Source organism: Bradyrhizobium sp. SZCCHNR1015 (assembly GCF_032489875.1).
In the GTDB taxonomy this organism is placed as follows: Bacteria; Pseudomonadota; Alphaproteobacteria; order Rhizobiales; family Xanthobacteraceae; genus Bradyrhizobium.
The window spans coordinates 260,061-276,053 of the sequence record NZ_JAUEYW010000011.1; the positions used below are offsets into that span (position 1 = coordinate 260,061).

The 15,993-nt window shown below is 62.9% G+C and carries 12 protein-coding genes; 1 reads left to right on the plus strand and 11 read right to left on the minus strand.

Going from position 1 to position 15,993, the window contains the following annotated elements; genetic code table 11:
* Window positions 1-4: 4 nt before the first annotated feature.
* The 5 genes from QX128_RS20310 to QX128_RS20330 form a co-directional block, all read right to left on the minus strand.
* Window positions 5-2,845, minus strand: a complete 2,841-nt coding sequence (locus QX128_RS20310) for an AMP-binding protein (RefSeq protein ID WP_316238328.1) — start codon at window positions 2,843-2,845, stop codon at window positions 5-7.
* 222 nt (window positions 2,846-3,067) lie between these two features.
* Entirely contained in the window at window positions 3,068-3,892 is an 825-nt protein-coding gene (locus QX128_RS20315; RefSeq protein ID WP_316238329.1) for a DsbA family protein, read from the minus strand.
* A 93-nt stretch (window positions 3,893-3,985) separates the two neighbouring features.
* Window positions 3,986-6,523 (minus strand): hypothetical protein, encoded by a 2,538-nt coding sequence (locus QX128_RS20320; RefSeq protein WP_316238330.1) that lies wholly within the window; start codon window positions 6,521-6,523, stop codon window positions 3,986-3,988.
* Complete coding sequence (locus QX128_RS20325) at window positions 6,520-7,689, minus strand: hypothetical protein (RefSeq protein WP_316238331.1); 1,170 nt, start codon at window positions 7,687-7,689, stop codon at window positions 6,520-6,522. The genes QX128_RS20320 and QX128_RS20325 overlap by 4 nt, the downstream gene beginning before the upstream one ends.
* Before the next feature lie 118 nt (window positions 7,690-7,807).
* Window positions 7,808-8,992 (minus strand): hypothetical protein, encoded by a 1,185-nt coding sequence (locus tag QX128_RS20330; protein ID WP_315802381.1) that lies wholly within the window; start codon window positions 8,990-8,992, stop codon window positions 7,808-7,810.
* Window positions 8,993-9,204: 212 nt separating this feature from the next.
* Here QX128_RS20330 and QX128_RS20335 point away from each other — a divergent pair, with 212 nt between their 5' ends.
* Window positions 9,205-9,573, plus strand: a complete 369-nt coding sequence (locus QX128_RS20335) for a CapA family protein (RefSeq protein ID WP_316238332.1) — start codon at window positions 9,205-9,207, stop codon at window positions 9,571-9,573.
* Between the two features lie 706 nt (window positions 9,574-10,279).
* Here the strand turns inward: QX128_RS20335 and QX128_RS20340 are convergent.
* The 6 genes from QX128_RS20340 to QX128_RS20365 all read right to left on the minus strand — a co-directional run bounded on the left by QX128_RS20340 (window position 10,280) and on the right by QX128_RS20365 (window position 15,888).
* On the minus strand, window positions 10,280-10,750 hold the full coding sequence (locus QX128_RS20340; RefSeq protein ID WP_316218426.1) for a universal stress protein: 471 nt from the start codon (window positions 10,748-10,750) through the stop codon (window positions 10,280-10,282).
* A gap of 210 nt (window positions 10,751-10,960) precedes the next feature.
* Window positions 10,961-12,067 carry an ABC transporter ATP-binding protein gene (locus QX128_RS20345; RefSeq protein WP_315802385.1) on the minus strand — a complete coding sequence of 369 codons (1,107 nt, stop codon included), beginning with the start codon at window positions 12,065-12,067 and terminating at the stop codon, window positions 10,961-10,963.
* Window positions 12,068-12,069: 2 nt separating this feature from the next.
* Window positions 12,070-12,963 carry a carbohydrate ABC transporter permease gene (locus tag QX128_RS20350; RefSeq protein WP_316238333.1) on the minus strand — a complete coding sequence of 298 codons (894 nt, stop codon included), beginning with the start codon at window positions 12,961-12,963 and terminating at the stop codon, window positions 12,070-12,072.
* Entirely contained in the window at window positions 12,960-13,856 is an 897-nt protein-coding gene (locus QX128_RS20355; RefSeq protein ID WP_316238334.1) for a sugar ABC transporter permease, read from the minus strand. Before QX128_RS20355 ends, QX128_RS20350 begins: the two co-directional genes overlap by 4 nt.
* A 55-nt stretch (window positions 13,857-13,911) precedes the next feature.
* A complete protein-coding gene (locus QX128_RS20360; protein ID WP_316238335.1) occupies window positions 13,912-15,171 on the minus strand; it encodes an ABC transporter substrate-binding protein in 1,260 nt (419 codons plus the stop codon).
* A 468-nt stretch (window positions 15,172-15,639) separates the two neighbouring features.
* Complete coding sequence (locus tag QX128_RS20365) at window positions 15,640-15,888, minus strand: hypothetical protein (RefSeq protein ID WP_315802389.1); 249 nt, start codon at window positions 15,886-15,888, stop codon at window positions 15,640-15,642.
* Between the last annotated feature and the right edge of the window lie 105 nt (window positions 15,889-15,993).

Here is a 15,993-nt window from a genome sequence, read left to right on the forward strand (position 1 = left end):
TCCTTCAGGCTGCGGGGGACATCGGCTCGGGCTTGACGAGTTCTTCCAGATCCGGCTCGCCGCAACGAGCGAGCATCCATTGTCGCACTTGGTCGCGCAGCCGAATGATGGATTGAAAATCGGTGCCGCCGGGTTGGATCGGATCGCCGATCTCGATGCTGACTGCGCTGTAGCGCGGGAACCACTGATCGCTGCGCAACATTGTCCGTGTGCCGGCGATGATGCCCGGCAGGACGGGAAGATCGGCTTCTGCCGCGGTCTTGAAGGCGCCGAGATAGAAGCCGGACAACCCGGCCCTGCGGGTGAACGTTCCTTCTGGAAAGAAGACGAGAAGCCGCCGGTCGCGGGCTAGCGCACCCAGTCGCGCGGCATCCGTCAGGCTGCCCGAGACGTCGTAACGTTCGACGAAGGGAATATCGAGCCGGCGCAGGATTGGTCCTGCGACAAGCTGCTCGGCCAATTCACGCTTTGCGACGATCGCTGGCTCCCCGGGGAGTGTCGCAGCCAGAGCAAAGGCGTCCATATAGCTGGAATGGTTGAATACGAGTACCGCCCCTTGCGCAGGGATTTTCTCCAGGCCCTTGATCGCAAGCGGAACGCCCATCCCTGCGAGCGCAATGCGACCGATCTGCCTGAGCGCCGACCAGCGCGATCTCGGCGTCGGAAGGATGAGCACGGCAAGATATCCCGCAGCGAAGGCGCCGCCGAGCATGATCCACCACCATGCTGCATAGATGTCCTCGTAGAGCAGTCGGCCAAGCCGACCGGCCTGAGTCGCCGCGCTGGCAAGGGCAAGACGCAACAACTGCAAACCAAGTGTGCCCTGGTGCGTATCGATATCGCCTCTTTGGTATAGCTCCCGGGCCGCACTGCGGCGAATCTTTCCGCTCGATGTCTTCGGCACTGTGCGGGGCGGCGCCAACACGATCTCGTCGGGTGGCGTGCCGGCGACGTCCGTCACAACCTCCTGGGCGCGCGCCTGCAACTCGAGGCGGCGAGGTTGGTCGGACTCACGGGTTTCGACCAGCACGACGACGCGCTCCGTCCCCGAGACGCGATCGGGTACGCCGAACACCGCGACGCCGCCTTTGTGCACGCCCGGGATATTGGCAACTGCTTGCTCGATCTCTTGGGGATAGAGATGCCTGCCGGCTCGTATGATGATGTCCTTGACTCGTCCCGTCACGAAGATGTCGCCCCCAACCATGTAGCCGCGGTCGCCGGTGTCGAGCCAATCTCCATGGAACAGTTCGCGCGTCTTCGTCTCGTTGCGGAAATAGCCGCTTGTCGCCGATGGGCCGCGAAACTCGATCCGTCCTTCCCGCCGTTCGCCCAGCTCGCGGCCGGTCGCGTCAACCACGCGGATTTCATGGCCGGGAAGCGGCTGGCCGCACGCCGGAATCTCCAGGACCGCTGTATCGCCAGGCGGTGCCGGCTTCGCGATGCCGTGAATACTCAGTTCGTCGCGATTGATGCGATCGATGACCGGCCCGCGGCCGAGCGGCGGAAAAGCCAGGCCGACGGAGTTTTCGGCCAGGCCATAGACCGGCGCCATCGCCTTTGCGGGAAAGCCGTGACGGCCGAACCGCTCGGCAAACTGGCGCAGAGTCTGCACGCTGACCGGTTCGGCGCCGTTGGCGACCATGCGCAGCGAGCCCAGATCGAGTCCCTCGAGATCATCATCGCTGATCTTGGCAAGGCATAGCTCGAAACCGAAATTGGGCGATGCTGAAAACGTTGCGTGATACCGATGCATCGCCCACAGCCAGCTCTGCGGTCGGATCAGAAAACTCAACGGCGACATCACGTAGAGCGGTGCTGCATAATGCATGCAGCCGAGCCACGCGCCGATCAGCCCCATGTCGTGATACAGCGGCAGCCAGCTGACGAAGACGTCGGCGGAACCGGCTTCCATCACCGTGCCCATCGCTCTGATGTTGGCGAGCAGCTTCGCATGGCTGAGCACCACGCCTTTCGGGTCACCGGTGCTGCCTGACGTATACTGGATCAGGGCCGTTGCACTCGCATCCTTCAAATGGGGGAGCGGCGCCGGCGCCGCGGAGGCTTCGATGTCGGCGACACTGGCGACGCTGACCAGGCTTTGCACCAGACTGCGAAGCAGGCCGGCTAATCGCCGTCCTTCCGGCATGGTGATCAGCATCCGGGTGCCGGCATTGCGCAAAATCATGGTCTGGCGCCGTAGATGGTCCTCAAGCTGCGACAGGCGCATCGGCGGGTAGATCGGGACCGGTATCGCGCCGGCGTAGAGAATGCCGAAGAAGGCGACGAAAAAATCGATGCTGGTTGGGAGCATCAATCCAATCCGGTCTCCTGCCGTGATGTCTCGTGCGATCAGACCACGGGCCACCTGCCGGGCTTTCGCCGCAAGTTCTCCATAGCTGAGCGTCCCGAGCGTCGTCGCCTCGTCCTGCAATACTGTCAAATGCAGCCGGTCGGCGTGTCGCGTGGCGTGCCAGTCCAGCACCTCGATCAAGGTGCGCGCCTCGCTTGCGGCCGGTACGGCCGGAAGCGCCGAAACCGGGCGCCCGACTGAGACCGGGCGGTCCAGCGTCGGGCCGGCCCGTTCGAGCGCGCGGACCAGATCCTCGACGGTTTCTGCCTCGCCGACCGCCTGGGCCGGAAGGCGAACGTGGAAAGCCCGCTCGATGCGCAGGATCAATTCAGTGCGCGCGAGGCTGTCGATCCCGAGGTCTCGCTCGATGCGACTCGAAGGCTCGACCTCCATGAACCGGCCGCGCTGAGGATGAAGCTCGTGGACGAGATCCTTCACGAGCGCGATCAAGGCGCGACGACGCTCGAGAGTGCCTGGCGCAAAATCATCCATGACATCAGGTAGCTCGAATAGCTCACGCGACTATTGAGCAATGTCAATTCGGCCATGCGCAGATGCGGCACTGGCAACCGCCAGCAGTTGCCCGCCGCATCCATGTCGCAACCAGCGTCGCCACCATGACCGACGCATTGCGTCAGGTGCGTCTGTTCCTGTGCGGGGACGTCACCGGAACGCACTTGGCGGAGCTGGTGCCAAGCCTCGGCCGCTCGCGCGCTATGGTTCCTTCACAGCCGAGAGGTGTGCCTTCAGCCCTGCGGCCCCGACCGCCCCGGGGACTATGCTGTCGCCGACGACATAACCCGGCGTGCCATTGATGCCGAGCGCCGAGGCAAGGCGCGTGTTCTGCTGCAGGGCCTCGTTCACCTCGACGCTCGCCGCATCCTTCTCGATCTCGCCTGCGTTGAAGCCGAGATCTGCGGCCACCTCAAGCGCCGCGGCACGATCGACCCTTCCCTTCTTCGCCAGCAGGCGGCGATGAAACTCCAGGGATTCCCCGGCACTGGGATGATGCATCTGCAGCGCGATCGCGACCTTCGCGGCTTCGACGGAGTCCGGCCCGAGAATCGGAAGCTCTTTGAGCACGATGCGCACGTTCGGTTCGTCGGCGATCAGCGTAAGGGTGTCGCCGAGCGCCTTGCGGCAATAGCCGCAGTTGAAGTCGTAAAATTCGACCACCGTCCTGGTGCCGTCAGCGGCGCCGAGTGTCGTCTGCAACGGCGCGTTGTACAGCGCCTTGGCGTTGTCACTGATCGCCTGCTTGACGCTGGCCGCCGCAGCCGCGGGCGCGGTCTGGGCGACAGCGTTGCGCTTGGCAATCAGCGCCATCAGGGCAGTGCGCACCGCCTCCGGGTGATCAGCCAGGTATTTCTCGATTGCCGGCCCCAGGGCTTCCGGGTGCGCGGCGAGATATTGCTGGATCGCCTGGTCGATGTCCGCGCGCTGCCACTCAGCCTGGGCTGTCCTGGGTACGGCGATCGCCGCGGCAACGAGCGTGACTGCTGTGATGGCACGAATACGAATGCGCGAGAGCTTCGGCATGTCAGTTACTCCAATCATCCCTCAGTTCCTTCCACTCGTGTTCTTCACCACGACAAGCGAGCACTGCATCATCATCGGCACCACACAAAGCTCCTAGCGACCTCTCTCGAGCGGCGGTGGTGCAGTCCAGCGAGGCGCAAGCGGCGCAATGCGACCACGTGCGGCCGGCCAGCAGCGCTTGCCGAGTGGCCCGGGAACCATGCCGGGCGGGCAGGTGATCGGGCCTGTGTTAGACGGCGCGCGCTTGTCTGGAACCTTGGGTATCGAGGGACGTCGCGGTGACGGCCCGGGCACGACAGGCACAGGCGAGGGTTTTCGCGCCACGCAAACGCCCTCGTCGTCGCGAACCTTGCCCGCGGCGCAGGGCTCTTGCGGAACGGACTTCTTCTGGGCAGGCGCAACACATCGCGAGCGATCCTTCGGATTGACGGCGGCCGGACAGCACTCGCCGCTCGTCGTCAGGTTTGCGGTCGCGCAGCACTTGCCCGCCGCGGTCGGGACGTAGCCTGCGGCACAGCAAAGCGAGATCTTGGGAATCTTGAACGTTGGCTGGCACTGTGTCCCGTCGGCGCTCGGCGTCTGTCCGATCGGACAGCAAACCCCTTTCGAAGTCGCCTGGCTTTTCAGGCAGCATTTGCCCGCGATCTTCACATAGCCGGGCGAACAGCAATCCGGGCACTTTCCGTTTGGGATTTTCGGAATGGAGGGCTCGCAAACGCCATTCACGAGAGCGCTCAGGCAGCAAGCCTGAACGCCACCCGGACCGGAATAGATGTGATCGTTGTTGCAGCACTCCTGCTTGGGGCCGATCGCCGTCTGGGTGACCCCGCACATCGGTTTGGCAATGTCAGTCGATGGAATCGAGCCGCTCGAACAGGCACCGCCGGGTCCGAGGTCGGCAGGTGAACAGCACCTGCCGCCCAGGAGGATTTCAGGCGGCGCGCAGTTCGATGCGCAAGCGCCCTTGCTCCACACCTGATTGATCGGACAGACCGGGAAACCCGGGGGACCGCACACATGCGTCTGACAGGCGCGGAAACTCGGCGGTGGCAGCGGCACGCCGGCCGGGAGCGGGCCCGGGAGCAGCTCCGCCGGCTGCTCCGCGCAGATCCGCAGGATAGCAATGTCTCCCAGATGCCCCCGGGCCGACAGATCGGGCGGCGCATCGGCATAATCGATGAAATAGCTCGTCCGCGGCGGCGCATCGCCACGACGGATGCGCCAAGCTGGATTTCCCTGCAGGCCGTCGATTGCGAGCATGTCTGTATGACCAAGCTCTGCGGAGAGCTTGGGGTCGGTCGTGTAGCGCAACTGTTCTCCGGTGATCCAGACGAAGCCGCCGCAGGAGCGGGGATTGATGTTGCCGCGCTCATCGTAGCTGTAGCCGATGGCGACGCCGCCATTGTCGTTGCGGAAGGTCTCGGGGAAGCCCACCGCATATTCGTCCGGCACGGCCTGCCAGATCGGCTGTTGGGCCTCGGTGACGCCGATCATGGTATAGCGCAGCGCGCGACCGATCGATGGCGCCGACAGCGCCTCGAAATCCTGCGCGCCAGTCGGCGCCGGCCGCTCGGCAAGATACATCCGCCCTGCATCATCGAAGGTGATGCGCGAGATTTCGGTCGGGCCGGCCGCGGGTGGCACTGCGACCTCGATCCTGATGTCCGAGCCGAACGAACCATCCGGCTTGAGGCCGACCGACCAGATGCGCAGTCCGTCGGCGACAGCGTAATAGAGACGACGATCGCGTATCGCGAGACCGAACACGCGCCGTGCCGTCGCGGCATAGCCCCAGGTCTCGGGGCGGGTGCTATCAAACTGTGGGCTCGCGAGATTAATGCCGGCCCCTGCAGCAGCCGGCATCGGCGCAAGCCCGACGGCGGCCGTGCCGGCGGTGCCGTGATCGTAGACGCCGAGATCCGCGCCGTTCGGGTCGAGGCGATGGATCAGGCCGGTCTCGCGGTCGGCGACGAACAGCGACTTCGTGGCAGAATCATACGCGAGCGCGCCGAGCGCTGCGCCCGAGTTCGCCTTTCCCTCAGTGAGGACGTTCGCAAATAGCTTCACCTCGCCGGTAAGGCCGTTGATCTTCCAGATCGACCCAGGGCCTCCTCCGGGGCCCCATTGTGCCGGCATGAAGACTGCACCGGTCCTCCCGGATCTGATGTGCTGCGGCTTGCCATCCGATCCGGGTGCGACGATGGGCAGCCCATAGGCCGATGTCGCCGCGACATAGATGTTGGGGGGCGACTGGTCGTCCAGCGCAACACCGAACACCTGTCCGATCCACTTCGCGCTCACCGTGAACGGTTTCGGAGCGCCGACCACCTGTGCTTCCGGCGGCCCGCCCATGCGGCTGAGATCAACGACGCGCAGCGACGGTCCGTCTGGATTAATGAAGGAGTTCAGATCGGGGTCCTGGCCAGGCTCGATCTCGAACGGACGCAGACCGCCGGAGAAGCCGGTGACGACCGCCTGGCCCGGCGCGTAGATGCTCCGGGGGGCCTGAGCCGATGCCGTGCTGACGAGCGCGAGTGCCAAGCTCGACACGATGACGATGCGCAGCATCGCACGGGCGGCGATAGCCAACGACGTATGACGACAATATTCCATGATGTTCTGTCGCCTCATTTCGGGGGCTCAGGTCGCGGAACGCAGGTGCCGCTCTTCGGGTCGGGGATGGTGTCCGGCGGGCAGCATTGCCCGCAGGAGGTCATCTGGGCCGGATTGCAGCAGCTCCCATCGAACGCCATGCCTTGGCTCGGATCGGCGCATGGCGTGATGCAGTCGCCGATGCCGCCGATGCGAACCTGTCCGGTGGAGCACGCCGGCGGCGGACACATGCCGAACGGCGCAAAGCCCAAGTTGGCGGGCTGGTTCGTGTTGTCACACAGACATGACGAGATCCCGCTCGGCATCATGGCGCCGGGATGCGTGCCGTCCGGGCACTCGCACGCGAAGGCGTATCGATGATCGCCTGAATCAGGATTGGGGACTTCCTGCCAGTCAGCCTTCATCGGCGACGGGCAGAAGCAATACTGCACTCCTTCGCAACCTGTACCCTCAGCGGAAGGGGGCAACTGCTCGATGAGTGTTCCCTCGGCAGTCGTCGTGCATGCCAATGTCGGCTGCCACGGCTCCATGTAGCTCCCCGTGCTCTGGCAGCTCGGGATGGAGTGGCCGATCGAGCCGGGCGCAACACATGCAGGGTCATGCATTCTGGTGAGGAAGTCCTTGCCTTCACACTTCTTCAGGTCGATGGCAGCGCAATTGGCGAAACGGGGCGGTGGTCGCGTGCAATCGCAAGCGCCGAGACCAATCTCTTCCTGAAGCCAGCACAGCGCGTCCTCCATGCATTGCCCGATGTCCGAGCCAAGGGAACCCGCCCCCTGCTCGGTTGAGCAGGCGCATTGCATGACCTTCGCGGGCGAACCGACGGCGGACAGCACATTGGCGAGCTCCCCGAGCAGGCCCTGTCCAATCTTCGAGCCGCCCGCCGACTGCAGTTGGGCGAGGATCTGGGTGAGGTTTCCCTGTACTTTGCTGCAGAACGAGTTGACCGCGCCTTGCCCCGCAGCGCCGGCGACCTCGGTGAGGACCCCGGTGGCTGCAGCCGCCGCAGCGCACCCAGCTCCGTCCGCACAGGCATCCGCGCAACTCGACAGTCCGCCCACCGTCTGTTTGGCAGCATTGAATATGTCGCTTGGATTGCAGCCTGCTCGCGCCGGCGACGCTAACAGCAGCATTGCGGCGGCGATCGCTGCGCCGTGGAACCACCAACTTCCTCGAAGTTGCATGACCATCGCCCGCCACTGACTTGGCCCGATAGAGATAACCGAACCCGCGTCCATTGAATTTGAGATGCGTCAATCGATAGACGGCCGATCGTGCCGGCCGTGGCGTCACGACGCAATCTCATTTCACCGCCTGCTTCGGCACACAGGTACCGCTGTTCGGGTCAGGTATCGTGCCCACCGGACAACATTGCCCGCAGGACGTCATCTGCGCGGGATTACAGCAACTGCCATCAAACGCCATGCCCTGGGTTGGATCGGAGCACGGTGTCACACACGCACCGGTCAGGCCCATACGCGTCTGTCCCGCGGGGCACGCCGGCGGCGGACACATGCCGAACGGCGCAAAACCCAGGTTCGCCGGCTTACCCGTATTGTCGCAGAGGCACTGAGACAAGCCGCTCGGTAGGATCGGGCCTGGGTGTGTTTGATGATCCGGATTGTTGGCCTCATATGGACAATCGCAGGCGAATAGCCAGCGATGCACGTCGCTGTTCGGATTGGAGATCTCGTGCCAGGCCGGCACCATCGGCTTGGGACAAAAGCAAGATATGACCGGGTCACAGCCCGTATCCTCTTGCGTGGGAGGTAGTTGAACGGCCAGCGTTCCCTCCGCCGACTCAATCCTCTCCACCGTTGGGATATTGTCGCCGTAGCCGCACTTCTGCCACTTGTCATTGCAGTTCGCAATCGAGCTGTAGGGAACGCAGGCGGGGTCCTTCATCTGATCGAAGTGACCTTCCGTCTGGCAATGCTTGACGTCGACCGATCCGCAATAAGCCATCTGAGGCGGTGGCCGCGAGCAATTGCAGCCGATCCCCAGCCCCCCGCACAACGCATCTTGAATGCACGCGCCGATATCGGCGCCGATCGAATTCGTGCTCTGCTCCGTTTCACAGGCGCACTGCACAACCTTGGCAGCTGAGCCCACGGCTGCGAGCTCAGTTGACAAATCGCCGAGCACTTCCTTCGCGATTGCATTGCCGAATATCGTGTTCAGCGCACCGACGATATCCTTTCCCTTCACTTTGGCTTCCGCGCAGAATTGATCGACCAGACCTTGTCCCTTTCCGGTGTCCGATCCTTCGAGGGCGACCCCCGCAAGAGCTATTTCAAGTGCGACCGCGGCAGCGCAGGATGCGTCATCCTCGCAAACAGACTTGCAGTCCGATGTTGCCTTGAGCGTTCCGCAGAACGCGTTGGCAACGTCCTCGAAGCTGCATCCTGCGCGCGCAGAGGAGCCGAGCAGCGCGACTGCCGCCATGATGGCGACACCTTGGATCCACCAGCCCGTGGGAAATGTCATCGTCGTCGTCCCAGCCCGGATACCCCCAGCTTAGGCAAAGTCCAATCTATTGAAATTGAGATGCCTCAATCGACGCGGCATGCTCGTCACGTCATCGACGACGGCGCCTTCAGCTTTCCTTGTACGCGTGGCCCCGAAGACAGCGGGGCGAAACCGCCAGTCGCAGCGGACCCGAATTCGACCCTCCAAGATCCTTCGCCTTCGCGCTGACGATGACTGCGATCCGTCCAGCTTCATCTGACGCATCTCGGAAGCTCATTGAGCAGCGGGCCTCGCGGTCGGCCGAGGATTATGTGGTCCTTGCCGAGCAGGCGAGCGGCCCCATTTCGCGGCGCAATGCACCATCCTACATCTGGGGCGCCGCCCTGGACGAACTCGCGCGCATGCAGCCGGATGCACGGATCGTCAATCTCGAAACGGCCGTGACCCACAGTAACGACGGGGCTCACAAGGGCATCAACTACCGCATGAGCCCGGAGAACGCGGACTGCCTCATCGCAGCAGGAATCGACCGCTGTGTCCTGGCCAATAACCACGTGCTCGACTGGGGCTACGCCGGTCTGGACAGTGCTGAGCTGTGACAGCGAAGAGATCGTCGAGGCCGTAAGCCGGAGAGGGATGCGTGGTTATGTACGATCGGTGATCGAAGCGCGACGGCAGGTCCCATCGCGCATTGCTACGATAGCCAAGGATCCATCGAGCTATGATCTCGTTGTTGTCGGCACGCCGGTGTGGGCCTGGTCGCTTTCGTCGCCCGTCCGCGCCTTCCTGCTGGCAAGCAGGTCAAGACTTCCTGCGGTGGCGTTCTTTTGCACGCTTGACAGAGCCTTCGGCCAGATGCAGGAACTCGCGGGCAAGCCTCCAGTCGGATGTCTCGCAATCACGGCACGTGAGGTCGCATCGGCTACGTACCAAGCGAAGGTCGTAATGTTTGCGGAGGCCCTGCAGCGCAGTCTGGCCGAGCAGCGTGAAAGAGCGGCGCCAACTGCGGCCTGAATGGCTGCGTGCTGATAGGCAGCCTGCGACATTTCAGCGAAGCGCGCCGAGCAGATCGCTCCGCGATACGGTTGGGCTGCGGCGAGGTGTGTCAACCGGCGTGCAAGATATTGGACGCCGGTGGGCATCGAAAGTGCGCTCGGCAAGGGTGTGAGCGCCGGCCGTCTGCCTTGGCGGGTGTCAGCTTGAGACGGTGACCGTCTCGGCGAGATCCTGGGGTGCTTCGGCATTGCCCGGCGCAGCATCCATGAGACGCGAGCAGTCATACCTCGGCCGCAGAAGCGGTCGAGTTCAGGATTCGACAGAGACGAACGGCCGGTCCGGCGGGCGAACGACAAGCACCGGCACGTTGCTGTGTGTCAGTACTTTGTTCGTTTCGCTTCCGAGCATGATGGCGGTGATCCCGCGCCTGCCGTGCGATGCCATGACGATCAGGTCGCATGACCTCGCTTTCGCCATGTCGACTATGGCCAGATAAGGATGATCATGTTCGACATGCACGGCCTCGCAGCCGACGCCAGCGGCCAACGCGACCTCCTTGGCCGCATCGAGGTACTTCGTGGCAAGGGCCGCGACCTGCTTCGCGTACTGCGCCGGCGTGTCCGTGACCATTGCCGGCTCGACGGCAAAGGTGTGGAAGGGGGTGGATACGGTCAATATCGTGACCTTGGCGCTAGCCGACTTGGCGAGGGCGATGCCGTACTCAACCGCAGCCTGCGACAACGTCGAGCCGTCCGTCGGGATTAGAATATGTTTATGCATGCGGCATCCTGACTGTGAAACCATTGCGGCCCGACCGATGCAGTTCTCGACCACGGTTCCGCGTGCCGCAAAGCGGAGCCGCTAAAGAAAGCGTAGGCACTTGCAGCAACCGTGATGACAGGCTGCTATTGTTTCGATCTTGCAGGCGGGGAGGTTGATTTCCATCAAGCTCCAACACCAAGGCTGGTCCTGCATCCAGCCGGAGGGGTGTCAGACCCGCTTGCCGGAGTCGGGATCGAACAGCTTCGCCTTGTCCATGTTGACCTCGAAAGAATAGAGGCTGCCGACAGGCGCCTTGTCCTCGGGGTGGACGCGCGCGATCATCTCTACACCGCCCAGATCGAACACGATCATGGTATCGGGTCCGGTCGGTTCGACCACATCGACTGGACGTTGGAACGTGCAGAGCAACCCGCTCGGCTTCTGGGTGCCCTGACGGGTGATGATTTCCGGCCGGAGTCCCAGTTTCAGATGGCGCCCGACATGAGCGCCAATCGAGGCTGACGCTCCCGGCGGAACGGCAAGTCGCACATTGCCGCGCGCGTCTTCCACTTCGAGCCAGATTCCATCACCCTGAACGACGCGTGCCGGCACCAGGTTCATCGCCGGCGAGCCCATGAAACCTGCAACGAACAGGTCCGCCGGCTGCTCATAGACGGTTTCCGGCGCGGCGAACTGACGGATCCGCCCATTGTCCATCACGGCGATGCGTGAAGCCAGCGTCATCGCCTCCACCTGATCATGAGTGACATAGATGATGGTCTGCCCGAGCCGGGCGTGCAGCTTCTTGATCTCGGTGCGCATCTCCACCCGCAGCTTGGCATCGAGATTGGACAAAGGCTCGTCGAACAGAAAAACATCGGGCTCGCGCACCAGCGCCCGTCCCATGGCGACGCGCTGGCGCTGTCCGCCGGATAGCTGGCCGGGCTTGCGCTGCAGTAGCTGCTCAATATGCAGCAGTTCGGTCACGCGCGCGAGAGCCTGCTGCTGCTGCACCTCCGGGATTCGCCGCGTCACCATCCCGAACAGGATGTTGTCGCGGACGGTCTTGGTCGGATAGAGCGAATAGGACTGAAACACCATTGCGATGTTTCGATCCTTTGGCGGTACATCATCGACGATCCGGTCGCCGATCCGGACCCGGCCTTCCGACAATGTCTCGAGCCCGGCCACAACGTTGAGCAGGGTCGACTTGCCGCAGCCCGAAGGCCCGACCAGCACGACGAATTCGCCATCGGCGATTTCGAGGTCGATGCCGTCGAGCACCGCAGTTGCGCCGAATTGCTTGTAGACCTTGTCGAGACATACAGAAGCCACGGTCAACCTTTCACGGCACCAGCGGAGAGCCCGCGCAAGAAATAGTTTCCGGCGATGATATAGACGGCCAGCGTGGGCAGAGCAGCGATGATGGCCGCCGCCATGTCGACATTGTATTCCTTGACGCCCGTCGAGGTCGCGACCAGATTGTTCAGCGCAACCGTGACCGGGTTGCTGTCGCCGGCCGTGAAGGCCACTCCAAACAGATAGTCGTTCCAGATCTGGGTGAACTGCCAGATCACGGTCACCACGATGGTCGACGGCGCGAGCGGGAGCACGACCTGGAAGAAGATCCGGAAGAAGCCCGCGCCGTCGATCTTGGCCGCATTCATGATGCCGTCCGAGACGGTGACGAAGAAGTTGCGGAAGAACAGCGTCGTGAACGGAATTCCATAGATCACGTGGACCAGCACCAGTCCGGGAATGGTGCCGGCCAGATCGAGGATGCCGAGGGTACGCGCCATCGGCACCAGAACGACCTGAAAGGGAATAAAGGCGCCGAACAGGATCAACCCGAACAACGTCTCTGAGCCGGGAAACCGCCACTTCGCCAGGGTATAGCCGTTGACGGCGCCAAGCATGGTGGAGAGGCATACCGACGGAACGACCATCAGAACCGAATTCCAGAGATAGGGCTTGAGACCGGCGCAGCGTACCCCGACACAGGCGGATTCCCAGGCTTTCGGCCACGCCTCGAAGGTGACGGCGCGTGGAAGGCTGATCAGCGATCCGGTACGGATCTCCGCGAGCGACTTCAATGATGTCGCCACCATCACCAGCAACGGCAGCAGGTAGTAGAGAACGAACAGGCCGAGGATCGCGAACAGGACGCCGCGCAGCGCCGTGGTTCGGATACCGGTCGGGCGGACGATGCCGGGTGCGCGCGAGCGGATCATTGGCGGTCCGTCCGCAGCTCGGACCATAGATATGGCACCATGATCGCCACCACGGTCGCCAGCATCATGGTTGCGCTCGCCGCCGCGGTCCCGAGCTCGCTGCGCTGGAATGCGAACGAGTACATGAAGGTCGCAGGCATATCGGTCGCATAGCCTGGCCCGCCGTTCGTCAATGCAATGACGAGGTCGAAGCTCTTGATCGCGAGATGGCTCAGCACGACAAATTCTGACAGAAAGATCGGCCGCAGCATCGGCAGCACGAGCTGGATATAGAGGCGGAACGGACCGGCACCATCGACCGCCGCGGCCTTGAGAACATCGTCGTCGATCGAGCGCAGGCCCGCGAGAAATAGCGCCATGGCATAGCCGGAAGATTGCCAGATGCCGGCAATCACGACGGTGTAGATTGCCATGTCCGGATTGACCAGCCAGTCGAAGCGAAAGCTCGTGACGCCGAGCGACTGCACCATCTTTTCCAGTCCGAGACCAGGGTTGAGGATCCATTTCCAGGCGGTGCCGGTGACAATGAACGACAATGCCATCGGGTAGAGATAGATGGTGCGGATCACGCCTTCGACGCGGATGCGCTGGTCGAGCAGGATCGCCAGCATGATGCCGATAACGGTGCAGCCGCCCATGAACAGGGTGGTGAAGATGAACAGGTTGGCGATCGCCACATACCAGCGCGGCGTCGCCCACAGCCGCGCGTATTGGACGAGCCCGGCAAAGCTGTAATCGGGCAGGACGCTGGACCGGGTGAACGAGATGTAGATCGTCCAGGCAATGAACAGATACACGAACACGAACACGGCCGCGCCGGACGGACTTATGACCAGGCGCGGCAGCCAAGTGTCGACACGTCGCAGGAATCGATGGAGCGCTGCGTGGTGCATGGCGATGGTACTGCTCGACGGATATGAGGCGCTGCAGACGGCAGCGCCGTTCGTCTTATGACCTCGCGCGCCTGATCGCCTCCATCAATCGTTTGACAGCGTCCTGCGAGCTCATGTCCGAATTGAAATGGTTGGTCACGACGTCCAGGATCTCGCCGCGTACCGAACGCGACACCGCCATTTCATGCGCCATGCTTGGAACCAGGGTATTCGCCTTGGTGTCCGCAGCCAGATCGTCCATCGATTTCCGCGCGCAGGAATCGAACTTGTCGCGCGGCACGCCGAGCCGTGCGGGGATCGACCCCTTGTTGAGGCTGAACGTCTCTTGGAAACCCTCCGACATGATCAGGCTGGCAAGCACCTTCTGACCCTCCAGCTTGTCGACACCGTTCACCTTGAACATCGCGATGCTGTCCGAATTCAAGATGAAGCCCGGCAGGCCCGGCGCCGGAATGCACAAGAAATCCTGGCCAGCCACTTTTCCGGCCGCCACGAACTCGCCTTTCGCCCAATCTCCCATCAGCTGGAAGCCAGCCTGGCCGTTCATGATGGTGGCCGTGGCGAGGTTCCAGTCGCGGCCGGAGAAATCCGGGCTGACATAGGAACGCAGCTTGCGCATCTGGTCGAACACCTTGATCATCGTGCCGCTGGTGATCGCTTTTTCGTCGAGTTCGACCAGCGCTTTGCGATAGAAATCCGCGCCACCCAACCCGAGCACGACCGTCTCGAACAAGGTCGCGTCCTGCCATGGCTGGCCACCATGCGCCAGCGGCGTGATCCCCGCGGCTTTGAGCTTGTCCGCTGCGGCGTTGAACTCGTCCCAGGTTGTCGGCGGCAAGACGCCGGCTTTGGCAAGCACCGCCGGGTTGGCCCAGATCCAGTTGACCCGATGGATGTTGACGGGGGCGGCCACGTATTTGCCGTCGAACTTCATGATCGACGCAAGCACCGGCGGCAGCAGCTCGTCCCACTTTTCCGCCCGAGCGACCGCATCGATATCGGTGAGTACGCCCTGGCGCGCCCATTCCTGGATATTCGGTCCTTTGAGTTGGACCGCGCTCGGCGGATTGCCGGCAACAACGCGCGCTCGCAAGGCGGTCATGGCGGCGTCGCCACCCCCGCCAGCGACTGGAGAATCGATCCATTTGCCGCCTTGGGCTTCGAAGGCGCTCTTCAGCGTGGCGATCGCCTTGGCTTCGCCACCGGATGTCCACCAGTGCAGCACCTCGACGGTGCCGCCGGCCTGGCAGACGCTGGGGAAGGCGAGGACGCCAAGCAACATGCCTAGTGCTGCAGTATGACCGCCGAGCCGCATGGGAAGTCTCCTCATCCTTCTCGCTTCTCGTTAAAGTTTGGTCTCGATTGACCTGAAGTTGTGGAAAGCTGACATGTCCATCGCCAAGAGCGTTGACCTGCGTCAACAATGTCGACGGTCGCTTGAGAGCTGGTAGATCGGCAGCAACTCGACAAGGTCCAAGCCATGGCTGTCGTGCTGGGTGTTGAGCCTTCCGATCTGCTGAAGCCGCCTCTCTAAAAGAGGACGTTTGGAAAGATAGCTGGCGAACCGGCACGGTCAGCAACAGCGATCCTGCAATATCGGATCACCGGCACGTTGCACCTCGGCGTTCGGGCGTCCGTCAGCGCGGAAGCATAGCGTTCAAGGCGAAACTCAGAAGAGCCGGACGATCTCGGGGCCAAGATCGTCGTCTGGTTGCGCTTCGCTTGCCGGCAGTTGGAGAATCGTGCGCGGACGGGCAGGGGCTACGTCCCATGCTGGTGGCATTCACCTTCGGCGGGCTATCGAAGCGCCCAGAAGGAACGCGAACAGCAGAGAAGCAAGCGGGGCCCGGCGGGCGGCGTTGCTTAGGACGCTGAGCGGCATGCCTGGCTTGCGCCCGGACTCCACGGCGCTGCGCACCTGCTTCGCAGCCTGCTTTACGAGACCAGCGAAGGAGCCAAAGGCGGTCTTCTTGTCCTCGGCAGGATAGAGCCCTTCATAGATGAACGGCGGGAGCGATGGATCGTCTCTCATGGTCGTTTTCTCGTTTTGCGGGATGCGCTTGTTTGCCTGTTGGCATCAATGGCGCGGAATTGGAGATGGTTCCGCGCCTCCCCCTTGGGCGCGGTTGTGATCCTG